The organism is Sphingomonas sp. Ant H11 (assembly GCF_000797515.1).
Lineage (GTDB): Bacteria > Pseudomonadota > Alphaproteobacteria > Sphingomonadales > Sphingomonadaceae > Sphingomonas.
In genome coordinates, this window is sequence record NZ_JSBN01000046.1 from 1 (window position 1) to 23,746 (window position 23,746).

At 64.9% G+C, this 23,746-nt stretch carries 20 protein-coding genes and 3 pseudogenes; 13 read left to right on the forward strand and 10 right to left on the reverse strand.

Annotation, left to right across the window (positions count from 1 at the left end; all coding sequences use genetic code 11):
- From NW75_RS28225 to NW75_RS25120, 9 genes and pseudogenes are all read right to left on the reverse strand, one after another.
- Positions 1–1,553: pseudogene (locus NW75_RS28225) on the reverse strand (2Fe-2S iron-sulfur cluster-binding protein); the annotation flags it as partial.
- Positions 1,550–1,813, reverse strand: a complete 264-nt coding sequence (locus NW75_RS09850) for a sarcosine oxidase subunit delta (RefSeq protein WP_033965013.1) — start codon at positions 1,811–1,813, stop codon at positions 1,550–1,552. The pseudogene NW75_RS28225 and the gene NW75_RS09850, both read right to left, overlap by 4 nt.
- Complete coding sequence (locus NW75_RS09855; protein ID WP_033965025.1) at positions 1,813–3,069, reverse strand: sarcosine oxidase subunit beta family protein; 1,257 nt, start codon at positions 3,067–3,069, stop codon at positions 1,813–1,815. The genes NW75_RS09850 and NW75_RS09855 overlap by 1 nt, the downstream gene beginning before the upstream one ends.
- Positions 3,066–4,214, reverse strand: a complete 1,149-nt coding sequence (locus tag NW75_RS09860; RefSeq protein ID WP_231565092.1) for an NAD(P)/FAD-dependent oxidoreductase — start codon at positions 4,212–4,214, stop codon at positions 3,066–3,068. The genes NW75_RS09855 and NW75_RS09860 overlap by 4 nt, the downstream gene beginning before the upstream one ends.
- Complete coding sequence (locus tag NW75_RS09865; RefSeq protein WP_231565093.1) at positions 4,207–5,184, reverse strand: (2Fe-2S)-binding protein; 978 nt, start codon at positions 5,182–5,184, stop codon at positions 4,207–4,209. Before NW75_RS09865 ends, NW75_RS09860 begins: the two co-directional genes overlap by 8 nt.
- Complete coding sequence (locus NW75_RS26275) at positions 5,148–5,627, reverse strand: FAD-dependent oxidoreductase (RefSeq protein WP_231565094.1); 480 nt, start codon at positions 5,625–5,627, stop codon at positions 5,148–5,150. The genes NW75_RS09865 and NW75_RS26275 overlap by 37 nt, the downstream gene beginning before the upstream one ends.
- A 2-nt stretch (positions 5,628–5,629) precedes the next feature.
- Positions 5,630–6,889 (reverse strand): cystathionine gamma-synthase family protein, encoded by a 1,260-nt coding sequence (locus NW75_RS09870; protein WP_033965015.1) that lies wholly within the window; start codon positions 6,887–6,889, stop codon positions 5,630–5,632.
- A complete protein-coding gene (locus tag NW75_RS09875; RefSeq protein WP_033965016.1) occupies positions 6,886–8,091 on the reverse strand; it encodes an aromatic ring-hydroxylating oxygenase subunit alpha in 1,206 nt (401 codons plus the stop codon). Before NW75_RS09875 ends, NW75_RS09870 begins: the two co-directional genes overlap by 4 nt.
- Entirely contained in the window at positions 8,088–8,396 is a 309-nt protein-coding gene (locus tag NW75_RS25120; RefSeq protein WP_197057785.1) for a hypothetical protein, read from the reverse strand. Before NW75_RS25120 ends, NW75_RS09875 begins: the two co-directional genes overlap by 4 nt.
- Here NW75_RS25120 and NW75_RS26280 point away from each other — a divergent pair.
- From NW75_RS26280 to NW75_RS09900, 8 genes and pseudogenes are all read left to right on the forward strand, one after another.
- Positions 8,281–8,757: pseudogene (locus NW75_RS26280) on the forward strand (LysR family transcriptional regulator); the annotation flags it as partial. The gene NW75_RS25120 and the pseudogene NW75_RS26280 overlap by 116 nt on opposite strands.
- A gap of 70 nt (positions 8,758–8,827) precedes the next feature.
- Positions 8,828–9,241 carry a hypothetical protein gene (locus NW75_RS26285; protein WP_231565103.1) on the forward strand — a complete coding sequence of 138 codons (414 nt, stop codon included), beginning with the start codon at positions 8,828–8,830 and terminating at the stop codon, positions 9,239–9,241.
- 325 nt (positions 9,242–9,566) lie between these two features.
- Complete coding sequence (locus tag NW75_RS09885; protein ID WP_231565095.1) at positions 9,567–10,307, forward strand: glycosyltransferase; 741 nt, start codon at positions 9,567–9,569, stop codon at positions 10,305–10,307.
- Positions 10,304–10,450: a hypothetical protein gene (locus tag NW75_RS26290; RefSeq protein ID WP_231565096.1), complete on the forward strand. Its 147-nt coding sequence runs from the start codon at positions 10,304–10,306 to the stop codon at positions 10,448–10,450. The genes NW75_RS09885 and NW75_RS26290 overlap by 4 nt, the downstream gene beginning before the upstream one ends.
- A gap of 83 nt (positions 10,451–10,533) precedes the next feature.
- Positions 10,534–11,091, forward strand: coding sequence for an RNA polymerase sigma factor (locus tag NW75_RS09890; RefSeq protein ID WP_033965017.1), 558 nt, complete (start codon positions 10,534–10,536; stop codon positions 11,089–11,091).
- Entirely contained in the window at positions 11,045–11,425 is a 381-nt protein-coding gene (locus NW75_RS26295) for a FecR/PupR family sigma factor regulator (protein WP_231565097.1), read from the forward strand. Before NW75_RS09890 ends, NW75_RS26295 begins: the two co-directional genes overlap by 47 nt.
- A complete protein-coding gene (locus NW75_RS09895; protein ID WP_231565098.1) occupies positions 11,376–12,035 on the forward strand; it encodes a FecR family protein in 660 nt (219 codons plus the stop codon). Before NW75_RS26295 ends, NW75_RS09895 begins: the two co-directional genes overlap by 50 nt.
- The gene (locus NW75_RS09900; protein ID WP_443024457.1) at positions 12,004–14,412 is read left to right on the forward strand and encodes a TonB-dependent receptor domain-containing protein; all 2,409 of its coding nucleotides are present in this window, start codon (positions 12,004–12,006) and stop codon (positions 14,410–14,412) included. Before NW75_RS09895 ends, NW75_RS09900 begins: the two co-directional genes overlap by 32 nt.
- Before the next feature lie 34 nt (positions 14,413–14,446).
- Here the strand turns inward: NW75_RS09900 and NW75_RS09905 are convergent, their stop codons facing one another.
- A complete protein-coding gene (locus NW75_RS09905; protein WP_443024456.1) occupies positions 14,447–16,675 on the reverse strand; it encodes a penicillin acylase family protein in 2,229 nt (742 codons plus the stop codon).
- A gap of 77 nt (positions 16,676–16,752) precedes the next feature.
- On the opposite strand from NW75_RS09905, the gene NW75_RS26300 reads away from it, so the two are divergent.
- The 5 genes and pseudogenes from NW75_RS26300 (at position 16,753) to NW75_RS09925 (ending at position 23,686) form a co-directional block, all read left to right on the forward strand.
- Complete coding sequence (locus NW75_RS26300; protein WP_231565099.1) at positions 16,753–17,253, forward strand: hypothetical protein; 501 nt, start codon at positions 16,753–16,755, stop codon at positions 17,251–17,253.
- Positions 17,240–18,196, forward strand: coding sequence for an efflux RND transporter periplasmic adaptor subunit (locus tag NW75_RS09910; protein ID WP_231565100.1), 957 nt, complete (start codon positions 17,240–17,242; stop codon positions 18,194–18,196). The genes NW75_RS26300 and NW75_RS09910 overlap by 14 nt, the downstream gene beginning before the upstream one ends.
- Before the next feature lie 12 nt (positions 18,197–18,208).
- Positions 18,209–21,396 (forward strand): annotated as a pseudogene (locus tag NW75_RS09915) (efflux RND transporter permease subunit).
- Complete coding sequence (locus NW75_RS09920) at positions 21,393–22,865, forward strand: efflux transporter outer membrane subunit (protein WP_033965022.1); 1,473 nt, start codon at positions 21,393–21,395, stop codon at positions 22,863–22,865. The pseudogene NW75_RS09915 and the gene NW75_RS09920 overlap by 4 nt, the downstream one beginning before the upstream one ends.
- Positions 22,865–23,686, forward strand: coding sequence for an HpcH/HpaI aldolase/citrate lyase family protein (locus NW75_RS09925; RefSeq protein WP_033965023.1), 822 nt, complete (start codon positions 22,865–22,867; stop codon positions 23,684–23,686). The genes NW75_RS09920 and NW75_RS09925 overlap by 1 nt, the downstream gene beginning before the upstream one ends.
- Positions 23,687–23,746: the final 60 nt, after the last annotated feature.

Below are 23,746 nucleotides of genomic sequence, written 5' to 3' on the forward strand. Positions count from 1 at the left end.
GCCAGCGCGCCAGCGTCACCGGCGTGAACGGCGCGCGGAAGGTGGTGAGCCCGGCTTGCGGGATGGTCACCCCGGCGACGCTCGCCAGTCGCGCGAGCGCGGCCATGTTGCTGGTCTTGCCCTGATCGGTCGCCATGCCGAGCGTGGTGTAGCGTTTTGAGATGCTCGACCGAGCGATAGCCTTCGGTCCAGGCGAGATCGATATCGGCGGCGGTTACGTCATTCTGGAAGTCGATGAAGCTGGTTTTGGGGTTTGGCAGGTCGGCAACAGCCGTGCCGACCGGGGGGAAGATCGCCCGCGGCCGCGCCGACGCTCGACACCGCTTGCCGGGAGGCACCGGGCACGAACGCCTGGATTTCCTCGTGCCAATCGAGCGCGCCACCCGCCTGACTGTGGAGATGGACGACGGGGGTGAAGCCCCCAGAAACCGCCAGCAAATCGGCCTCGAAGCGCGTACACTCGGTCCAGATATCGGCCTCGACCGAGTGCAAATGATGCCGTCTGCCCGAGGTCGAGATCGGGAAGGCGTTGGTATGGACCGGGTGCGCGGCGGCGTTGGCGATGGCGCTTTTTTCGGCGCGCGAATCCAGAATGGCGACGACGGTGCCGCCCGCCGCTGCAATCGCATCGGCAGTGGCATAGGCATCGTCATTGTTGGTGGCGATGACGACGCGCTGGCCCGGCAGCACTTTGAACCGTTCGATATAGCGGCGCACCGCTTGCGACAGCATCACGCCGGGCCGGTCATTCCCGGCAAAGGTCAGCGGCCGCTCGATCGCGCCGGTCGCGAGCACGATGCGGCGCGCGCGAACATGCCATAGCCGCTGTGCGGGCTGACCGGGAGCGGGCGACTGGCCGGGCTCCACCAGGCGCTGGACGAGCGTGACGAAGCCATGATCCCACACACCCGTTGCGGTGGTGCGCGTCAGCACGCGCGCTTCGTCGATCGCTTCGCTCACTATGCGGTCCTGTTCGACCAGCAGCACGCGCTCGCCTGCTTGCACCCCGGCACGCGCGGCGGCGATACCGGCGGGGCCGCCACCGACCACCAGCACATCGCAAAAGGCCGAACGGTGTTCGTAAGGGTCGGGGTCGGGCGTGGTCGGCGCCTTGCCCAGCCCGGCGGCGCGACGGATGAAGCGTTCGTACAGCAACCAGCGTGAGGGCGGGCCGAAGAAGGTCTTGTAATAGAAGCCCGCCGTCAGGAAGCGCGCGGCGAGCCCGTTGATCGCGCCCAGATCAAAAGCAAGGCTCGGCCAGCGATTTTGGCTGTGCGCGACGAGGCCGTCATAGACATAGACGTCGGTCGCGCGCGTATTGGGTTCGCGCCGTCCGCCTTCGCCAACCGTGACCAGCGCATTGGGCTCCTCACGCCCGCACTCAGGATGCCGCGCGGGCGGTGATATTTGAAACTGCGCGCGACCAGGCCGATGCCGTTGGCCAGCAACTCCGCCGCCAGCGTATCGCCGGTGCGCGCGCGCAGCGGAACGCCATCGAAGGTGAAACGCAGCGTCGGCTCCGGGCCGCCGGGCAAGCGCGATGGGCCGCTCATCGATGCAGCGCCGGGTCAAAGGCGGCGACCGATGTGATTTCGTGCGTCTGGCGGTGGCGGCGCAACACCAGCCACTGCCGACAGCCAAAGGCGTGTCGCCACAATTCCTCATCGAAGCCGCGCGGATTGGCGCGCGCGTAGAGCCGCCGGACAGTTTCGTCTGCGGGCATATCCAGCGTCACGACCGAATCGAGCGTGCGTTCATAGCTGAACTCGCTCTGCGCGCGCGCTCCGCAAGAGGGGCAATCGATCTGCAGCATCAGCGCAACTGCGGCAGGACGCCGACGCCTGCTTCATCGATGGTCGCGCCACGCGCAAAGCGGTCGAACGCAAAGGGTGCGGCGAGCGGGTGGTTGTCGCCGGTCGCCAGCAAATGCGCGTAGCACCAGCCCGAAGCAGGCGTCGCCTTGAAGCCGCCGTAACACCAGCCGCCATTGAGATAGAGCCCGTCGACTGGCAACGCCGACAGGATCGGCGATCCGTCGAAGCTCATATCGGTCGTGCCCGCCCAGCACCGCACCATCCGCAAGCGCGACAGCGCGGGCACAAGCGCGATCGCTTCCGCCGCTGCTTTTTCGATCCTTGGTGGCAGGCCGCGCTGGGCGTAGCTTGGGAAGTGATCGGGGTCGCCGCCCAGCACGATCCCGCCTTTGTCCGACTGGCTGATATAGCAATGCAGCGACTGCGACATGATGACGGTGTCGATCATCGGTTTGACCGGCTCGGTGACGAAAGCCTGCAACGTCTGCGCCTCGATCGGAAGCTGGAGGCCCGCGAGCGCCGCGACCGGGCCGCTATTGCCCGCCACGCAAATGCCGATGCGACCGGCAGCGATGGCCCCCCGCGTCGTCACGACACCGCTCACCCGCCCGCCGGTCATGGCGAAGCCGGTGACTTCGCACTTCTGGATCACATCGACGCCCAGCGCATCGGCGGCGCGCGCATAGCCCCAGGCGACGGCATCGTGCCGCGCGGTGCCGCCCCGGCGCTGGATCAGCCCGCCGTGAATCGGGAAGCGCGCATCGGGTGCCATATCGAGCAGCGGCACCAGTTTTTGCACCTGCGCGCGCGTGAGCAAATCGGCATCGATCCCGTCGCAGCGCAAGGCATCGCCGCGCTGCGCCAGCACCGTCATGTCGCCGTCCGAATGGCCGAGGAACAGCGCGCCACGCGGGGAAAACATGACGTTGAAGTTGAGCGCGTCGCTCATCCCCTCCCACAAATCGAGCGCGAAATCGAACAAATCGTGCAGGGGTTTCTGGCGGTAGTTAGAACGCACGATCGTCGTGTTGCGCCCGGTATTGCCGCCGCCGATCCACCCCTTTTCGAGCACCGCGATGTTGCGCAGGCCGTGAACCTTGGCGAGGTAATAGGCCGTGGCCAGGCCATGCCCGCCGCCACCGATGATGACGATGTCATAGGATTTTTTGGGCTCAGGGTCGCGCCACGCCCGCTCCCAGCCGCGCTGCCCGGTTAGGCCCGCCTTGAGCAGCGCCAGTGCCGAATAGCGCTTCATGCCGCCCACCCGCGCTGCTCGCGCCAATCGGGTTCCAGACCCTTGAAGCGCGCCAGACCAAGCTTGGTAATGTCGGCGAAGGAGCAGGTGCCGTCGATGACGAGATCGCGAAGAGCATGGCCGCTGGCGGGCGATAGGCCAAAGCCGACCCCCGACATGGTCGCGACGGTAACGTTGGCGGGATGGTCGAGCCGGTCGAGGATCGGGCGGCCATCGGGGGTATTCTCGATCACCCCCGCCCAGGAGCGAATGACGTTCAGGTGCGCGGCCTTGGGGAACATCTCCGCGACACGGCGGGCGAGGTTGCGGATCAGCGGCGAGGTCGGGCGCGCTTTCGGGCCGGTCTCATCCACGTCGATCCACTCATGCGGTCCGCCGCCAAAGGCGAGATTGCCGCGCAGCGTCTGCCGCCCGTACAGGCCATTGCCATCGACGCCACCGATCGACATCAGCGGGGCGGGTTCGGTCACGATCATTTCGGCGCGGGCCGAGGCGAGCGGGAACTCGACGCCAAGGGGGGCAAGCAGCATCCCCGATTGCGGCCCCGCCGCCACGACCAGGGCATCGCAGGCGATCCGCCCGCGCGGCGTATCGATCGCGACGACCTTGCCGCCTGCGGTCTCGATCGAGCGGGCCGGGCAATGTTGCAGGATGCGCCCGCCCAAATCCTGCAGCGCCCAGGCATAGGCCTGCACCGTGCGCTGCGGATTGGCATGGCCGCCGAAGCGCAGATGAATGCCGCCGAGGCAGCTCTGGTCGGTCAGCGGCACCATTTCCTGCGCCTGCTGGCTGTCCAGATCATCGACGCGGTAGCCCATCGCGCTGCACATCCGCCCGACTGCGCGGTAATGGGCGAGCAGGTCCGGATCACGTTGGATGATGATGCGTTCGCGCTGATATTCGGTCGGGTAGCCGAGCAAATCGTCCATCTGCGGCCACAACCGTTGCTCCTCGGCGAAGAGCGGGCTCTGGTAATGCGAGGCCCCGCCGCCATTGCGGCCCGAGGCTTCCCAGCCGACGATGCCTTTGTCGAGCACGACCACGTCGAACCCGTCGCGCGCCAGCCACCAGGCCGCGCTGAGCCCGGTGACGCCCGCGCCAATCACGACGACCGCCGCGCCCTTGGGAAGCTCTGCCTCAGACATGCATGTTGCCGCCCAATCCCGCGACATGCTCCGCCTCTTCCGCCGTGCCGATCACGGCATAGGGCGTCCATTGCGTCGGGATGCCGAACCACACGTCCCATCCCGCCGTCATCGCGGCGCTTTCCTGCCAGTCGGCAAGGATGCCGAGCGGCACGGGCCGCACCGGCGCGCGGAAGCTGGCGACGGGCACCGCAGCGAGCGGGATGCCTTGCTGTTCGGCGAGCAGGCACGCCACCTGATCGCGGCAACGCCGCCCCTGGCACGCGCCCATCCCGGCGCGGGTCAAGCGCTTGATCTGGTCGGGATGGGCGGGCCCGTCGTTGATGAGCGACGCGAGCGAGCGCGCTGCCATTGCCTGTGGCCGCTCGAGATAGCGGGGCGGCTGCACGCCAAGCACATCGGCGCGGGTGACCTCTTCGCACTGGCAGACAATCGTATCGGGGGTGGCGGGCTGGCTGAGCGCGGTGGACCAGGCCTGGAGATAGGCGGGGTCGGGCCGGGTGACGGTGGCGGCGTCGCCGATCAGGCGGATCGTTTCGCTGGGGCGGGTGCCTGCCGCATCGAGCAATTCGGTGGCCGGAGTGAGGCCGAGCGCGAGCACGATCGTGTCGCAGGGGATTTCCAGCGCGCCTTCCTTCGCCGGGGAAGGAAGACGGGTTAGGGTAACGCCTTCAACTCCATCGATCCCGCTGCGGGTCGCAGCGATGTTGTGCCCCAGCAAAATCGGAACCCCCGCCGCCGCCACTTGCGCCGCCAGCGCTGCGGGGCCTTGCACCGTCTCCGCCACCTCGACCAGCGCCGCAACCGCGATCCCGCGCGCGAGCGCGAGCAGCGCCGTTTCCAGCGCCAGCGCGCCCGTTCCAAGGATCACGATCCGCTGACTCGCCAACGCATCATAGCGCGTCAGCAATGCGGCAAAGCCTTGCGCGCCCATCACCCCCGGCTGGTTCCACCCGGCAAAGCCCAACACCAGATCGCGCGCGCCGGTCGCAGCACCAGCCGCCCGAACCCGACCATTGTCGCGGCTTCGGCATCGGCAATGCCCAGCATCGGCTCGGGCAAGGCGCGCAGTGCGGGGCCGTTGACATACAGTCCCCAGGCACAGGTGCCGAGCCGGACATCGACCCCGGCGGCGAAAGCGGTTTCGAGCGCCGGATTGCTGGCGAACACCTGCTCCAGCATCCGCGCGGGCTGTTGCACCGCCGCCGTCATGCGACCGCCGTAGAAATAGGGAACGTCACTGCCGATCAATGCGCCCGGCACCGGATTTTCGTCGATCAGCAACACCGACGCCCCGTCCGCCGCTGCCGCAATCGCCGCCGCCGTGCCTGCGGGGCCTGCGCCCACTACCACCACATCGAAGCGCGCATCGGGCGCGGGCACCTTGCCGTCGATCGCGTGGAAATCGCGCACCGTCATACCGCGTCGAGCGCTTGGGCAAGATCGGCCAGCAAATCCTCGACATGCTCGATCCCGACCGACAGCCGTAGCGTGGCATCGGTAATCCCGCCCGCCGCGCGTTCCGCAGGGGTGAGCGCATAATGCGTCGTGGTCGCCGGATGCGTGATGAGCGTTTCCGATCCGCCAAGGCTGACTGCAAAACGCAGCAGCGTCAGCCGGTCGAGAAAGCGGAACGCCTCCGCCTCGCCGCCGACCACCGCGAAGGAAAAGGTCGATCCCGCCGCCTTGCATTGGCGATCATACACCGCGCGTGCGGCGCTGCCTTCGGGCAGGAAGCCGAGATAGAGGATGCTCGCCACCTTGGGGTGATCGCGCAAAAATTCGGCGATGTGGCGGGCATTGTCCATTGCGCGCTCGACCCGCACATGCACCGTTTCCATCGATCGCAGCAGCAACCAACTGGTATAGGGGTCGAGATGGCTGCCAAGCGTGGTGCGCAACAGCCGGAGCGGCGCGACCAACGCTTCGCTGCCGCTGACGCCGCCCGCGAGCAAATCGCTATGGCCACCACAATATTTGGTCAGGCTGGTCATGCACAAATCAGCCCCCAGCGCGATCGGGCGCTGCATCAATGGCCCGAGCAAGGTGTTGTCGACCACCACCAACGGGCGCAGCCCGGTGCGCGCGCCAACGGCGTCGGCAATGTCGACGACCAAGGCGATGTCGACGATCGCGGCGGTCGGGTTGGCCGGGGTTTCGATCACGATCAGCTTGAGCGGCCCGTGGCTGAGTGCTTCCTCGACCGCAGCCGCGATGCTGGCGCGGTCGCACCCGTCGGTAAATTCGGCATGGCTGACGCCGAAGGCGGGCATCAGCCCGGTATAGAGCCCATTGGTGCCGCCATAGATCGGTCGGCTGAACACCACGCTGTCGCCGGGGCGCAAATGCGCGAGGGCGATCGCCGAATGCGTCGCCATGCCGCTGTTGAACACAGCGGCGGCTTCGGCCCCGTCCAGCGCCGCCAGCCGCGCCTCGACCATGTCGAGGCCGGGGTGGCTCAGCCGGGCGTAGATATGGCCGGGGCGCCCGACTTCGGGGCCGGTGCCCTCGAAATACGCTTCGTGAATGTCCTTCGCTTGCCTGGCCGAGGCGTAGGCGAAAGTCGAGGTCATGTAGATCGGCGGCTTGGCGGCGTTGGCGGCGCTGGCCGGATCGTAGCCCGCGCGCACCGCGAGCGTTTCGGGACGCCACACGGGAGGAGTCTCGTCGCTCATCGCGCCGCGCGATCAAGATAGGCGTTGGCCTTGGCGCAATACCAATCGACGAAGCGCATTGTCAGCGATTCGGCATCGGGGCTGTACGGGCCCGGCGTATAGCCCGGCGAATTGACGCCAAGCTGGTTATTTTCGGCCAGCTCCTTGTCCTGCAAATTGGTGCGCGTCCACAGGTCGGTCAGCGAGGCGATGTCATAGTCCACACCCTCCACCGCATCTTCATGCACCAGCCATTTGGACACGACATGCGTTTCGGTCGGCGACACCGGATATGCGCTGAAGGCAAAGGTATATTCGGCGGTCGAATGGCAGAAATTGTTGGGTTCGATCGCCCAGCGCAACGAGCCGGTATCGCCGCCGCCAATATCGCACATCAGCTTATTGACGGTGAATTGCCCGTCGGTGCTCATCGCCACCGTGCCGTCATTCAGCGGAAAGCGCACCGCTTGCCACCAATCCTCGCCCACTGGCCCCATCGGCATCGCCAGATCGGCCATGCGCCGTTCGAAGCGGGTCGCGGTGTCATCGGCGAAATCGAAATAGGCCGAGGCATTGATCGGGAAGGATCGCGAGAGTTCGGGGTGGCCGCTCGCGCAATGATAGCATTCGCGGCCATTTTCCATCACCAGCTTCCAATTGGCATATTCGACCAGCGTCGCTTGATGCGCGAGCTTGGCATGGCCAAGGTTGTGCGGCGCGAGCAGCGGCGTCAGGTCGCGCCGTATCGTGGCGATGTCGGGTGGCGTTTCGGCAAGGCAGACGAACACGGCCCCGGCAACGCGTTCGAGATGGATCGGCTTCAGGCTGTGCTCGCCCTTGTCGAAGACTTCGGGCATCCGTCCCGCCGCGAGCAGACGCCCGTCCAGACCATAGGTCCAGCTGTGATAGGGGCAGATCAGTCGCGCGACATGGCCTTCGCCGGGCTTGCACAGGATCGATCCGCGATGGCGGCAGCTATTGTGGAAGGCGCGCAATTCGCCGTCGCGGCCGTGGACCACCAGCACTGGCCAGCGACCGATCATGAAGGACAGATAGTCGCCGGGCTGGCGCAATTCCGCCTCGAACCCGACGAACAGCCACGACTGGCCGAAGATCGCCGCCAGATCGAACTCGAACGCTTCCTGACCGGTATAGAGCGCCTGGGGCAGCGAATGGCCGACCGGACGCGCCTGTAGCAGTGCCGAAATATCCCCGAGGTTCAAAACCGAAATCCTCCCACCTGCCCACCATAGAAGAGTGACATGGCGAGGAGGCGATGCTGAAATCGCATTTGCGCATGGCGATATGCCAAAAGCTGTGGGGTCCGGGCGCCGCCGCCCCGCACCGTTGCGCCGCCCGAAAAAACACGCTTGGTATCGAAAAACGGCATAGCCGCGCGTAAGGCTTGCCATGTGCCACCAGCCAGCAGGGGGATTCCCATCGCACGCACCACACCTGTCAACCGGCGCTGGTTGCCGCTGAACGCGCTACGGGCATTCGACGCGGTCGGCCAGCGGCTGAGCTTCACCGCCGGCGCGCAGGCGCTCAACGTCTCGCAAAGCGCGGTGAGCCGCCATGTTATCAGCCTGGAGGAACTGCTCGGCCACAAATTGTTCGATCGTTCGGGCCAGGCGCTGGTGCTGACCGAAGCGGGCAAGGTGCTGCTGCCCGAAGTCGGCAAGGCGTTCGACCGGCTGGAGCAGACGATGAACGCGATCTGCGCCAATCCCGCCGCCAGCCGTCCGATCCGCATCCACATCCCGCCGACGCTGTTGCAGCAAGTGGTGATGCCGATGATCCAGGCCTTCCACGCCGAGCATCCCGACATCCGCATCGATATTTCGAGCTCGCACGCGGTCGGCTTGCCCAGCACCGAGACGGATATGGCGATCGTGTTCGATCGCCCCAATATCGACGATCGCGTCACCGATCTGTTGTGGATGGTGCGCGTCGCCCCCGGTGTGCGCTCCGCAGACCGCCGAACGGCACCGGGGCAAGACGCTGGAGCAGTTCCTGGCCGATGCGCCGTTGCTCCACGTCAAGCTGGAGGGGCAGCCGCGCGGACTGTTGTGGAGCGCTTATGCCAATCAGTGTCGCATCGCGCTCGACTCCGACCGTGGCCTTGCCTTCGACGCCAACGCACTGGCGGTCAGCTATGCGATGCAGTCGGATGGTGTGGCGCTCGCCGATATCGACATGTTCGCGCCCGAAATCGCCGCAGGCCAGCTTGTCATTCCCTATGAAGCGGTAATCAACGACGGGTTCGGTTACTATCTGAAACTGCGTGCCGACGATCTGGCCGACCCGACGATCAGCATGGTGCGGAGCTGGCTGATCGCGCACTTCGCCGCGCGAGGCCACGCGAAAGCGTAAGGTCGGCAAACGAAGCGTTTGAAATCGCGATCATTATGAGGGTGTTTCCGCCCACCGCACGCGCGATAGCAAAAAAAAGTTCCATAACGCCGATTATCCCGTCCGGTTTTCGCGCGTCGGTATCGTTTTGTTAACGAGGAGATCTCGTTTGCCGATGCCGACCGCGAAACACTTTACGGGAGTCGACACCCGTTTTGCGCGGCCGGGCGGTTGGCGCAGCCTGTCGGGGGGCACCTGCGCAACGGCGAACCGAGCGCGCGCCTTGTCGGCAGTCGCCGCTCTCTCCTCGACCTATTGACCACGCTGACCAGCGCAGGAACGACACATGTTACTCGAATCGCAGGACTATCAAGGCTGGAATTCGCCGTGGGAGCCCAACGCGACCAGCGTCGATCGTGGCCCTTGTGCGTGGACCGTGCTGATTCCCTTTTTCAACGAGCGGAATTTCCTGGACGGGACCTTGGCCAGCCTTGCCGCGCAGGACGTGCCGTTCGAGCTGATTCTGATCGACAATGGCTCAACCGATGGCAGCGGCGATGTTGCGGCGGCGATCTGCCAGCGGCTCGGTCTTTCCTTCACGCTGCGCGTCGATCGCCGTCCAGGCAAGGTGAACGCGCTGCAAAGCGGGATCGAATGCACGCAAACGCCGTTCGTCGCGACGTGCGATGCCGATACGCTGTATCCGACCGATTATCTGCGCAAGGCGCAGCATCTGCTCGAAACGTCGGGTGCAGTGGCAGGCGGTGCCTATTTCGTCACGCCCACCGCGACCGCAGAGGATCACGCCCAGGCGGCGCAGCGCATGCGCGCGCGGCCAAGCTGCTGCCAGCGCAGTGCCATACCGGCGGGGCGGGGCAAGTGTTCCGTACCGATGCGCTGCGCCGCGCGGGGCAATTTGATGCCAGCCGCTGGGGCTATGTGCTGGAGGATCACGAAATCATGCACCGCATGGCGAAGCTTGGTCGGCTGGCGTATGGCGGTGCTCTGTGGTGCGCGCCGTCACCCCGCGAACGCGATCGGGAATCGATCCGCTGGACGTTGCTGGAACGCGTTCTGTATCATGTGACTCCGAAGCCCGCCCGCGACTGGTTCTTCTACGATTTCCTCGGTCGTCGGCTTGCCGCACGCAAATTGACGAGCGACCGGATTCGCGAACGTCAGTTTTACGCGCAGACGGATTTTGCCAACCGTTCGGCCACACCAGCCTGATCGTCGGTAAATGTATGTGCGCGCTTGCGAAGTGACGCGCGGCGCGCTCTAGACGGCAGAATGCCGTGGCTGCTTCTTCATCGATGACCGAGGCCGGTCTCAAGGCGGTGTTCCTGGCGGAACGGCCGATGTTGTTGCGCTTGCTCGCGGCACGTCTCGGCAATCCCGCCGATGCAGAGGATGCGCTGCAGGATATTTGGCTCAAGCTCGACCAGCACGGCGCGCCGCCCGTCGCCCAGCCGGCCGCCTATCTGTATCGCATGGCTACGAATCTGGCGGCGGATCGGCGGATCGCATCGGCGCGGGCGGGCGCGCGCGACACCGCATGGCTGGAGGTGCAGCCTGCGGCCGAGGAGCATCCCTCGATCGAGCATACCCTGTTGGCGCGCGAGCGGCTTGCGCGACTCGAAGCCGCGCTCGCCGCGATGCCCGAGCGGATGAGCCAGGCCTTGCGCCTGTATCGCGTCGAAAACCTGCCCCAAAAGCAGATCGCCGAGCGGCTTGGCATGACGGTTAGCGGTGTCGAAAAGCTGTTGAGACGGGCTGTTAAAGAAATTCACGCATATAAACTGGCGGGCGAGGCGGAATCGGGCGATGTGTATCGTCTATCCGATGAAGGGGACTCTCATCGTGGCCGTTGAAGACGCGACTATCGTCGACCGCGCCATCGACTGGCATTTGCGCCAGGGCGATATGGGGGAGGCTGACTGGCGCGCTTTCGTCGCCTGGTTGGAGGAAGATCCCGCGCACGCGCAGGCCTTCGACACGGTTGCGCTCGACATGGCGATGTTGTCCGAACGCGCCGATCTTTTTTCCCGCGCAACCCATGGTGGTAGCGCCAGTCGTGGTGCGGCCACCGACTCGACGTCTCTGGGCGTGGGTTGGCGGAGGGGCAGCGGTTGCGGCCGCAGCCAGTGTTACGCTGATGGTGGCACCGATCGGGTTCGGCAGTGCGAGCGCCGCCTATGCTGTTGAAACCAAGCCAGGTCAGCGGCAGGATATCGCGCTGAGCGACGGTACGCGGATTGAGCTGAACGGCGCGAGCCGGTTGGTGCTGGACCGCAACAATCCCAGAGTTGCCACGCTCCAGGCGGGCGAGGCGACTTTCCATGTCCGCCATGATCCGCGCGATCCGTTTACGGTGCGATCCGGCACGATGACGGTCCAGGATCTGGGAACCGTCTTCAATGTCGAACGCGATGGCGCGCGGTTTGATGTGCAGGTCGCTGAAGGGTCGGTTTTGTTCCAGCCGCGCCAGCAAGCGGTGACGCTGCGCTCGGGCGCTGCGGTCTCGGCGCGGGAGGATCTTGGCAGCGTGACGGTGATGAAGATCGACGCCGCCAAGGTCGGCAGCTGGCGAAATGGGGTGGTTGCCTTTGGCGGGGAACCGTTCGGGCGTGTCATCACTTCGGTCAGACGGATCGACGGAGTCATCCTTTCGATTGAGCCGAGCTTGTCGCAGCAGCCCTTTACCGGCATGGTCCGCTTCACGGGTGAAGCGGCGCGGGATGTTCCGCACATTGCCGCGCTGGTTGGGGCTGAGTGGCATCACGATGGCGAGCGATGGACCATCTCGCCGAAATAGCCGTAATTTGCTGTGCCTGAACAGAAAAACAAAACGGCTGGGACGTCGCATCGTCGCCTTTGTGTTTTTCGCCAGCATACCGGTTGCAGCGGCCGCCGATTCGCCGCGCGTTGCGGTCCCCGCTGAACCGCTCGACCAGGCATTGACGGCGCTGGCGCGCCAAATCGGCTTCGACATCATTAGCACCGAGCCGGGCCTGGCGCGGGTTCGGACCCGGGGCGTGACCGGCCAGATGCCGCCACGCGAAGCCTTGCGGCGGCTGCTGGATGGCACAGGCTATCGTGCGGTGGCGGTCGATGGCCGCAGCTACCGCATCGTACGGGCTCCGCGACTGGTCCTTCATCCGCGCCTGTTGGCGCGGCGGATTCCGGAACCGGCGTCAGGCGACGACATCATCGTTACCGCGGGCAAGCAGAAATCTACCTTGCTTCGGTTCCCCGGCAGCGTGCTCATGGTCGGCGGGTTTTCTCCGGGTGCATTGGCGGGGCGTCCCATCGATATGGACGAGGTCGCGCGGGGTACGCCGGTCTTGCAGAACACCGAGCTCGGCGTCGGTCGCAACAAGATTTTCATTCGCGGGGTTGCCGACAGCAGCTTCAACGGTGCCACGCAATCCACCGCGAGCATCTATTTCGACGAGGTGCCTCTAGGATATTCCGGGCCGGAGCCCAGCCTCAACCTTTACGATATGAAAGGCGTCGAGGTGCTGGAGGGGCCACAGGGGACCTTGTACGGATCGGGGGCGATCGGCGGGATCATACGGCTGACGCCCAATCCGGTTGATTTGCGGGTGGCCTCGGCTTCGCTGAGCAGCGGTGCGACCGCGACCGAGGGCGGTGGCGGCGGTTTCGATGTTGCTGGTATGGCCAACTTACCGTTGATCGAGGACCGCGTGGGCCTGCGCGTGGTCGGCTATCGGGACCGCGATGGCGGGTTTATCGCAGACCAGACGAGAAAACTTTCGAATATCAACCGCACCGACACGGTTGGCGGACGCGCGACACTCGCGGTCGATCCGGGTGGTGGATGGGGCGTCGAACTGGGTGCGCTAACGCAGCGAATCGACGCCGCAGATGCGCAATATGCCGAGCAGACGGTCGGCCCGCTCGCACGGCGCTCGCTGGCTCAGCCCTATAGCAGCGAGATCAAACTGCTGCGTGGCGTGGTGCGCAAACATTGGGACAACGGGCTCGATCTGATTTCGGCGACGGGCTATGTCGAGTTGCAGACGTCGGACACCTTCGATGCCACCCGCGCGATCGGCAGCAAGGGGCCGACGATCTACACCAACGAACAGTCGAATGTCTTGTTCGTGCAGGAGGCGCGACTGTCGCGCGCGGTGCCGGATCATATCGGCTGGTTGGTCGGCGTCGCGTTCCTGCATGATCGCGATATCCAGGCGCGGGCGCTCGGGCCGCCTGATCAGCCGCTCGATATCATCGGCGTGACCAACATGACCGACAGCCTCTCGGCTTTTGGCGAGGCGAGTTGGCCGGTGTCCTCGCGGCTGACGCTCACCGCCGGTACCCGCTTTACGGCCGCTCGAACCGATGGCGAGCCCTCCGTGCGCCCGCGCAACAACAGCTTCATCAAGGGGCGCGCCACCCGACGCGTCGATCCGACGCTGGGGCTGTCGTGGCTGATCGATAAGCGCACCGCCGTATTCGCGCGACTGCAATCGGGGTATCGCACGGGGGGGGCTTGCGTCGCGACGGGTGTTGGACGCGTTCTCGATTTCCGCTCGGACTCGATTCTTGTCGGCGAGGTCGGGATCCGCAAGCAACGCACCGGTCCGACCGGATTGGAACTTACCACTGCCGTGTCCTATGCGCGCTGGCGCAACATTCAGGCCGATTTATACAATACGCGGGGCCAGCCTTATACCGCCAATGTCGGCAATGCGGACATTGTCGGTTTGGAGGCTGCCGGCGATTGGGCGATCGTGCGCGGGCTGCACGCCAACTTTGCGTTTCTTTACACCTACAATGTCGTCGACGGGCCGCTTGCGCAATTGTCCGTGCGCGCCAATCGCAGATTGCCGGAGACCCCCGCCTTTGCCGGCAATGGGGGGCTGACCTACCGCTGGACGCGAGGCCGATCGTCGACCTTCAGTGCCGGGGTGTCGGGCCGCTATGTCGGGCGGTCGCTACTGGGAACGGGCGACTTCCTGGACGTCAGCCAGGGTAAATATGGGGTGCTTGACGCGCAGATCGGGTGGCATTGGCGCAATCTCGATGTGTCGTTGACTGGCGACAATCTCGCCAATGCGACGGCCAATCGCTTCGCCCTTGGCAATCCGACCATTCTGGCAACGCGGCAGCAAACGACGCCGCTGCGCCCGCGCAATGTTCGGCTGGGGGTATCGATCGCCTGGTAACGTGGTGTCCGCTACAATAGTGCGTGTCGCGCGCCTATTGCGGCCGCGTGGACAGTGGGACGTTGCCGGGGCGGTAGCGTTGCTCGATATGGTTCGCCAGATCGTCGGGGTAGAAATAGACCGGGCGCAGCGCACCCGTTGCATAGCGCGCGGCCTGATCGTTGAAGTGCGGTGAGGCCGGATCGCCGCTCTCTCCGCCTGCAGTCACCGCCCAGGCACGCAGCTTTGGACCGAATTCGACCACTGCGACAAAGCTGTTGCCGCTTGATCCGTAGAGCTTCCTGGTATTGGGATAGGGCTTGGCACCGAATGAAGCGAGGCTCCCCCATTGCGCCGAGGTGAACGGTACGGGGATGCTGGGCCTGGCATCGTCAAAATGTGGGGCGATGGCATCGTCGAGCCGCTGGAATCGATTGATCTTCCCCCAACCGACCCGCCAGTCGCCAAAGTCGCGGTTCAATCGATCTACCGCCTCGCCCAAAGCGGCGAGCTTGCGTTCGGCCGAGACTTGCGTGGCGATCGCTGCAGGCACGTTGATTTGTTCGGATTGGATGAAGCTGCCGACGTCGCGCCACATCTGGCCAGCCCATAGCACGCCAAGCGTCGTCGCCACCGAGTTCGCGCCCCAGCGATAGTCCCATGCCTTCAGTGTCGCGATCGGCTCGGCGAGTTTGGCGCGGCGCGGGTCTTTGCTCGGCAGCGTGTCATACGCCTTTACGAGTGGCGGAATCAGTTCGGCAAAGGCCGGCAAGTAGCTGTCATACGCCGCCGCGATCAGGCGCTGCGGTGTAAAGTCGCGATGCCCGGTGAGTAGCAGGTCGGCATGGACGCCGCGCTGGTTCGGGCCGAATTGATCCATGTAGCGCGGATAGTCCTTTGCCTTGGGGCTGTCCGGCCCGGCGGCGCTCCACGGCCAGTCATTGGTGTTGCGCACCCAGCCGATGCCGGGATTGATCGCATTGGGGAGCGACGCGACCGTGTGCAGGCCATTCCAGTCGGTCGCCGGGTCGGCCCCATCGACCGCATGGGTGTAATCAAAGCGATCGTCGCGCACGGGTACGAATTGCGGGTGGAGATAGGCGATTTCGCCCTTGGCATCGGCGAACAGCGTGTCGTTGGACGAATTGGCCTGGCGTTCGGCGACCTGCATGTAGCTGGTGAGATCGTGCGCCTTGGTGCGCAGCCAGCTTTGCTCGAGCGCGGGCACCGGCTTCGACATCAACGCCTCTGCAATCCATTTGCCGCCGCGTTCGGCAACGATCGGACCGTGGTGTGAGGCATAGGTCGTGAAGCTGCGCGACGCGAGCGTTCCGTCCGGCAGGCGATAGGCGAGGGTGATCGGTTTGGTTCGGTACGGGCGGACATCCTTGCCATAGACATAGAAGCGCCCGAAGCGCGTCAACGCGGTTTGTTCGGTAAATTCATCGACATTGTCGACGCCGGACGAGGTGTGCATCCACCCGGCCTGTTCGTTGAAGCCCTGATAGATGAAGAACTGCCCCCAGGTGGAGGCACCATAAGCGTTGAGCCCCTCGCCGCTGGTCATTTGCAATTCTGACCGGAAATAGAAGCTGGTGTGCGGGTTGATCAGCAGCAGTGCGTGGCCGTCCACGGTGTTTTTGGGGGCGATGGCGATGCCGTTCGATCCGCGCGGCTCGCGCGGCACCGGGCCCGCGTCTTCCGCCGCAACGGCGATCCTCTGTCCGCCATAGAAAGCGGCGAGCTCCGCCAGCGAAATGCGTTCGATATCGCCACCGATGCTGCCCTCGGTGAAGGACAGCGCCATCCACGGCTCAAAGTGCGTCAGCACCTTGGGATGCACTTGCGGATGGGTCGCCAGATAATAGTTCAGCCCGTCGGCCCAGGCTGTCATCAGCCGTTGCAACCAGTCTGGGCTGGCGCGGTATTGCGCCTGCAGATCGACCGGATCGACATAGAGCCGCTGGCGCAAATCGGCCCAGATCGCCCCTTCGCCTTCCGCTTCCGCAGTGCGACCGAGGGCGGTCAGGTAGTTGGCTTCGATGCGGCTGAAATCGTCCTCCGCTTGCGCATAGGTCGCGCCGAACACGGCATCGGCGTCGCTTTGGCCCACGACATGGGCGATGCCCCATGTGTCTCGGGTGATCGTGACGCGCGCGGCTTGCTCCTGCCAGTGCGCCTGGTCGCTCGGCGCAGGTGCCGCAGCGGTGACGAGGAAAGCGGTCGCTGCGAACAGCGCGCGGGCGGATCGGGCGGTGGTCATGCGAGGGAGGCTATCGGGCATTATGCGCGACGACAATCACCGTGTGGGGGCGAGAGATGTTTCAAATGGGTGGTCGAACCGCTTGCTGGGCGCGGCGCGTGGGTATCGTTGCGGACGACATCCGATTTGGTAAATGCGCCCGAGTAGCGGTAGCCTGTAATAATAGTGAAGTTTATCAGGTATATACCAAAATCAATTGGGTATTTTACGGATGCTCTATTGCATTGGCGCACCGTCGTTCTCATTTCTACACACGATTACGAGCAGGCCTGCCGGAGAAGCGGGCTGCGTGGCGGGGGTGCATTCAGACCATGATGCTCGTAGGGATCAAAGCGCCGATGATACCAATGCTTGGCCGTATGGGCTTGATCCCGTTTGCGACCGCGATTGTGGCCTTGTCCGCCTGTTCGTCAAAGGCACCGCCGCCACCGCCAACCCCGCAGGTCAGCGTAGCATTGCCGCTGCAACGCGATGTCGTCGACTGGGATGAATATGTCGGTCGGTTCGAGGCGATTCAGGACGTTCAACTGCTCCCACGCGTGTCCGGCACCATCGACCGGATCTTTTTTTGCCAACGGTCAGCGCGTGCGGGCCGGTGAGGCGCTGTTCACGATCGACCCACGCCCTTATGTCGCAGCACTGGCGCAAGCGCGCGCTCAGGTTGCCAAGGCGCAGGCCGCGCTGACCAATGCGCAATCCGAATTGGCGCGCGCGGACAAGCTGTTGGCCGCCGAAGCGATCAGCAAGGAAGAATATGAGACCAAGCTTGCCGCGGTGCGCACCGCGCAGGCCGATTTGGGCGCTGGCCGCGCCAATGTGACGACGGCTGAGCTCAATCTTGGTTTCACCACGGTCCGTTCGCCGATCACCGGCGTCGTTTCGGATCGCCGCGTGAGTAAGGGCAATTATGCAACGGCGGCGACGACGGTGCTGACGCGCGTCGTATCCACCGATCCGATCTGGTTCTCCTTCGAAGGCGCGGAGAGCTTTTACCTGAAATATCTGCGCCAGGCCAAAACGGGCGAGCGCGGCTCCTCTCGCAACACCCCCAATCCGGTCGAGGTGCAGCTCGGCGACGAGAAGGGGTATCGCTGGCATGGGCGCATGGAGTTCGTCGATAATGCTATCGATCCCAATTCGGGCACCATCCGCGCGCATGCCGTTATCGCCAATCCCGATGGTTTCTTGACGCCGGGGCTGTTCGGTCGCGCGCGTTTGCTCGGCTCAGGCCATTATCACGCGATGCTGGTGCCCGATGAGGCGATTCTCACCGACCAGACCCGCAAGCTGATTTACGTCGTTGGCCAGGATGGCAAAGTCGTCGCGCGTCCGGTTGAAACCGGCCCGCAAGTGGAAGGGTTGCGCGTCGTCAAATCCGGCCTCGCACCGACCGAGCATGTCGTGATCGACGGCATTACGACGTTGCAACCGGGCATGGCGGTGAAGCAGAATTTGGTGAAGATGCGGCCAAAGGCGGCCGATACAGCGCCGCAATCCACCCAGGAAACAGCCCCGCCCGCTTCTGACGCAACCGCCAATTAAGGCCCCGCGCCCGTGAAATTTCCCCACTTCTTCATAGATCGACCGATCTTCGCGGCGGTGCTGTCGATCCTGATCGTCGTGTTCGGCGTGATCGTGTATCCGTCCTTGCCGGTCGCGCAATATCCGCAGATCGCGCCGCCAACCGTGGTGGTGAGCGCGACCTTCCCCGGCGCGAATGCGGAAACGCTCGCCGAAACCGTCGCCGCGCCGCTCGAGGAATCGATCAACGGCGTTGAGAACATGATCTACATGTCCTCCTCGGCCACCGGGGACGGGTCGCTGGCGATTACCGTGACGTTCAAGCAAGGCACCAATGTCGATCAGGCACAGGTGCTGGTGCAGAACCGCGTCTCGACTGCGGAACCGCGCCTGCCCAACGAAGTCCGCCAGATCGGTGTGACGGTGCGCAAGAACTCGCCCGACATCCTGCTGGTGGTCGCGCTGACATCGCCCGACGGGTCGTTGAACGAATCCTACGTGTCGAATTATGCGACCACGCAAATCATCGACCGGATCTCGCGCATTCCCGGTGTCGGTGGCGTCCGCAGCTTCGGCGGTCGCGATTACAATATGCGGCTGTGGATCGATCCCGATCGCGCCGCCGCGCGCAATCTGACGGTCGATGAAATCGTCGCCGCTGTCAGCGCCCAGAACGTGCAGGTTGCCGCCGGTGCGGTGGGTGCTCCGCCGTTCAACCAAGGCGGCACCGCCTTCCAGCTTGGCATCCAGGCGACGGGGCGACTGACCACGCCCGATCAGTTCGGCGAAATCATCATAAAGCGCGACACGCAGGGGCGGCTGACGCGGCTGCGCGATGTCGCGCGGATCGAGCTGGGCGCGCAGGACTACACGATCAACGCCGCGCTCAACGGCAAGCACATGACCGCGCTCGGCATCACGCAATTGCCCGGATCGAATGCATTGAGCACGGCCGAAGCGGTGAAGGCCGAAGTCGCCCGTGCCGCGAAGAGCTTCCCGCCCGGCCTGAGCTATTCGATCCCGTATAATCCCACGGAATATATCCAGGCGTCGATCGAGGCGGTCGAGCATACGCTGGTCGAGGCGCTGGTGCTGGTCGCGCTGGTGGTTTTGCTGTTCCTGCAAAGTTGGCGCGCGGCGATCATCCCGATCGTGGCGATCCCGGTTTCGTTGATCGGCAGCTTGGCCGTGCTGGGCGGTTTCGGGTTCAGCCTCAACAACCTGTCGCTGTTCGGGATGGTGCTGGCGATCGGCATCGTGGTCGACGACGCGATCGTGGTGGTCGAGAATATCGAACGCTTGATGGAGGAGGAGGGGCTCTCGCCCCGCGAGGCCGCGCACAAGACGATGGACGAAGTGTCGGGCGCGCTGATCGCGATCGCGCTGGTGCTGTGCGGCGTGTTCATTCCGACCAGCTTCATTCCCGGCATTTCGGGGCAATTCTATCAGCAGTTCGCGCTGACGATCGTGTCGGCGACGGCAATCTCGGCGTTTTGTGTCGTTGACGCTGTCGCCCGCCTTCGCGGCGATGGTGCTCAAGCCAAAGCATGACGAGGAGCCTAAGCCGGGTTGGCGGGGGGTGGGGCACGCGCTTTGCCCGTGGATTCAATCGCGGCTTCGATTGGCTCGGTCGGAACTTCGGCAAGTTCACCGCGCGCGCTGTTCGCAGTCTCGCGATCGTCGGAATCGCTTATGTTATCCTGATCTGTCTCGCCGGATGGCGTTTTACCGCGACCGCGACTGGCTTCATTCCGGCGCAGGATCAGGGGTATTTGATCGTCGCGGCGCAATTGCCGCCGGGATCGTCGCTGCAAAGGACGACCGAATTGATCCAGCGCGCGAGCGATATCGCGCGCAAGAACCCGGCAACGCGCGACACGGTCGCCTTTTCCGGCCTCGACGGTGCCACCTTCTCGACCGCCTCGAATGGCGGCGCGATGTTCATCACCCTGAAGCCCCGCGCGGATCGCGCCGATGCAACCCTTATCGCCAACCAGATGCGGCAAGCCTTCGCACCGCTTTCGGGCGGTTTGCTGTTGGTCATCCCGCCACCGCCCGTCGCCGGCATCGGCACGGGCGGCGGCTGGAAAATGCTGATCGAGGATCGCTCCAACCTCGGTTACAAGGCGTTGGAGGGGGCCGCATTCGCAATGATGATGAAGGCCAATCAGACGCCGGGCATTACCTCAGCCTTCACTACCTTCAACACCCGCACTCCACGCCTGTTCGCCGATATCGATCGCGAGCGGGCCGAGCAGATAGGCGTGCCGGTTTCGAACGTGTTTTCGACGCTCGGCACCTATCTCGGTTCGGCGTACATCAACGACTTCAACTATCTGGGGCGCACCTACCGGGTGACCGCGCAGGCCGACGCGCCGTATCGCGACCAGATTTCGGATGTCGGGCACCTGCGCACCCGATCGGCAGCCGGAAACATGGTGCCGCTCGACGCGGTGATGACGCTCCGCAACGATAGCGGCCCGTACCGCGTGGTACGCTACAACCTCTATCCCTCGGCCGAACTGCAGGGCGACACGGTGCCCGGTTATTCCTCGGGGCAGAGCTTGCAGACGATGGCACGGCTGGCCGATCAGATCCTGCCCAAGGGCATGAGCTACGAATGGACCGAAATCGCCTTCCAGCAAACGCAGGCGGGCAATACCGGCTCGCTGGTGTTCGGTTTGGCGGTGTTGTTCGTATTCCTGCTGTTGGCGGCCAATTATGAAAGCCTGGTGCTGCCCTTCGCCGTCATCCTGATCGTCCCGATGTGCCTGTTGGCGGCGATCGTGGGGGTGAACATCATGGGGATGGACAATAACATCCTGACGCAGATCGGCTTGGTCGTGCTGATCGGGCTTGCGGCGAAGAACGCGATCCTGATCGTCGAGTTTGCCCGCGCGAACGAAGATCAAGGGATGGAATTGCACGCGGCGGCCGAACACGCCGCCGAGCAGCGCTTGCGCCCGATCGTGATGACCTCGATTGCCTTCATCCTCGGCGTGTTACCGCTGGTGATCAGTTCGGGACCTGGTTCGGAAATGCGTAAGGCACTGGGCGTGGCGGTGTTCTTCGGGATGATTGGCGTGACGACCTTTGGCCTGCTGTTCACGCCGAGCTTCTACGTCATCAGCCGCAAGGGGGGCGATTGGGTTGCCAGCAAGCTCCGCCGCAAGCCGCGTGTGGCGACGGCGGGCGACCATGTAGAGGGTAATCCAGCATGACCCGCATGGTGCGTATCCTCGGGCTGACGCTGCCCGCGCTGGCATTGTCGGCCTGCGTCGTCGGCCCCAATTACAGTCGCCCGACCACGCCCGTTGCCGCCAGCGGCGGTGGCTTCGTCGAAGCGCGCGCCGGTGCGGCAGTCGCAGCAACACCGCTGCCCGAGCATTGGTGGCGGCTCTATGACGATCCATCGGTCGACCGGCTGGTAACCGAGGCGCTGGCACACAATACCGATATCCGCGTCGCCGCCGCCAATCTGGAGCGCGCGCGCGCGGTTTTGTCCGAACAGACGGGCGCGCGGCTACCGACCACCAGCCCGAGTGCGCAATATAGCCGCCAACAGGCCAATAGCGCGAGCGCCGCAGCCTTTGGCGGCGCTGCCGCCGCGCCGCAGACTTTTCGGTTCGATAGCTTCAAGCTGGGCTTCGATGCGTCATATGAGGTCGACCTGTTTGGCGGCGTGACGCGGGCGATCGAGGCAGCGCGCGGCGATGCGCAGGCGGCGCAGGCGCAGCTGGATGCGGCGCGCGTGTCGGTCGCCGCCGAAACCGCGCGGGCCTATGCCAGCGCCTGCAGCAACGCCGCGCAGCGTGCCGTCGCGGTCGAGACGGTCGCGTTGCAGCAGCGTACGCTGGGACTGACGCAAACGCTCTTCACTGCCGGGCGTGGCACGCGGCGCGATGTGGAGCGCGCCGATGTCTTGCTTGCGCAGACGCAGGCGAGCATTCCGGGCTTTGAGGCCGAACGCCGCGCGTCGCTTTATGCGCTGGCGGTGTTGACCGGTTTGCCGCCCGAACAAATCGATGCCGCTGCCGATGCCTGCAAGACACCTCCGACAATGCACACCGTGGTGCCGGTTGGCGATGGTGCTGCGCTGATCGCGCGCCGTCCCGATGTGCGCGCCGCCGAGCGTACCCTTGCGGCAGACACGGCGCGGGTCGGGGTGGCGGTGGCCGATCTCTATCCCAAGATATCGTTGCTGGGCAGCATTGGCCTCAACGCCACCCGTGGCAGCCAGGTGTTCAAGAGCAGCGCGGTCAATTATTCGTTCGGGCCGCTTATTTCGTGGAGCTTCCCCAACCAGACCGTTGCGCGCGCAAAGATCCGGGAGGCGCGCGCCGGAGCCGATGCCAGCCTTGCGACATTCGATGGCAAGGTGCTCGGCGCGCTGAGCGAAGTGGAGCAAGCGCTCGCGCGCTATGCCGGGGCGCTGGAGCGCAACGCCGCTTTGCGCCGTGCCGAAGCGGCAAGCACTTCGGCGGCGAAGCTGTCGCAAGTGCGGTTCAATTATGGGGCGGACAGTTTCCTGCTGCTGATCGAGGCCGAGCGCGACCGCGCCGATGCGCGTGCCGCTCTGGCACAATCGGATGCGGCGGTCGCCGATGCGCAGATCAGCCTGTTCAAGGCGCTGGGCGGTGGCTGGGAAGACGCGCCTGCGCCAACCCGGCGGGAGGCCGCAGCCCAATAATGCGCACGCTTCGCAGTGCCCTGTTCATGCCGGCGTCGAACGCCCGCGCGATCGAGAAGGCGCGGGGCCTGGCCTGCGATGCCGTGATTCTCGATCTGGAGGACGCCGTCGCGCCCGAGGCCAAAGCGAGCGCCCGTATTCAGGCGATGCAAGCGGCGGCGGATGGCGGGTTTGGCACGCGGACGTTGGCGCTGCGGATCAACGCACTCGATAGCGAATGGGGCATCGCCGATTGTGAGGCTGCGCGTGACGCCGGGTTCGACGCGATCGTTCTGCCCAAGGTGTCGCACCCCGATGATCTGTCGGCAGCGCGCGCACTGCTCGGCGACGTTCCGCTGTGGGCGATGATCGAGACGTGCGCGGCGATGCTCGCATTGCCTGCGATCGCCGCGACGCGTGGGCTGGGCTGTCTGATCGCGGGTACTAACGATCTGGCCAAGGACATGCGCTGCACCCCGGGTGCCGACCGCCTGCCGCTGCTGCCGCATCTGACCGCCATCGTGACGGCGGCCCGCGCGCATGGCCTGATCGCGCTCGACGGGGTGTCGAATGTGCTGGCCGAGACGCCCGAACTGGCGGCGGAATGCGCGCAGGGGGCGGCGTTCGGTTTCGATGGCAAGACGCTGATCCACCCGGCGCAAATCGCGCTCGCCAACCGCGCCTTCGCGCCGTCGGCCGAGCGCGTTGCATGGGCGGAGGCGGTGATCGCGGCCTTTGCGCAGCCGGAAAACGCCGACAAAGGCGCGATCCGCGTCCAGGGCGAGATGGTCGAGCGGTTGCACCTGAGCGAAGCCGAGCGGATCGTCGCGCTCGCACGCTGAGCGGCCCCGGCGCAACCGCCTTTTGTCCCTTCTTCTGTGGCTTTGTGCCTTTGTGCGAGA

Bases quoted from the DNA above. Each gene is read 5' to 3' on its own strand.
- NW75_RS09850 (WP_033965013.1), bottom strand. From the start codon at position 1,813: ATGCTGCAGATCGATTGCCCCTCTTGCGGAGCGCGCGCGCAGAGCGAG.
- NW75_RS09855 (WP_033965025.1), bottom strand. From the start codon at position 3,069: ATGAAGCGCTATTCGGCACTGGCGCTGCTCAAGGCGGGCCTAACCGGG.
- NW75_RS09860 (WP_231565092.1), bottom strand. From the start codon at position 4,214: ATGTCTGAGGCAGAGCTTCCCAAGGGCGCGGCGGTCGTCGTGATTGGC.
- NW75_RS09870 (WP_033965015.1), bottom strand. From the start codon at position 6,889: ATGAGCGACGAGACTCCTCCCGTGTGGCGTCCCGAAACGCTCGCGGTG.
- NW75_RS09885 (WP_231565095.1), top strand. From the start codon at position 9,567: ATGTTACTCGAATCGCAGGACTATCAAGGCTGGAATTCGCCGTGGGAG.
- NW75_RS09890 (WP_033965017.1), top strand. From the start codon at position 10,534: ATGACCGAGGCCGGTCTCAAGGCGGTGTTCCTGGCGGAACGGCCGATG.
- NW75_RS26295 (WP_231565097.1), top strand. From the start codon at position 11,045: ATGTGTATCGTCTATCCGATGAAGGGGACTCTCATCGTGGCCGTTGAA.
- NW75_RS09895 (WP_231565098.1), top strand. From the start codon at position 11,376: ATGGTGGCACCGATCGGGTTCGGCAGTGCGAGCGCCGCCTATGCTGTT.
- NW75_RS09900 (WP_443024457.1), top strand. From the start codon at position 12,004: ATGGCGAGCGATGGACCATCTCGCCGAAATAGCCGTAATTTGCTGTGC.
- NW75_RS09905 (WP_443024456.1), bottom strand. From the start codon at position 16,675: ATGCCCGATAGCCTCCCTCGCATGACCACCGCCCGATCCGCCCGCGCG.
- NW75_RS09920 (WP_033965022.1), top strand. From the start codon at position 21,393: ATGACCCGCATGGTGCGTATCCTCGGGCTGACGCTGCCCGCGCTGGCA.
- NW75_RS09925 (WP_033965023.1), top strand. From the start codon at position 22,865: ATGCGCACGCTTCGCAGTGCCCTGTTCATGCCGGCGTCGAACGCCCGC.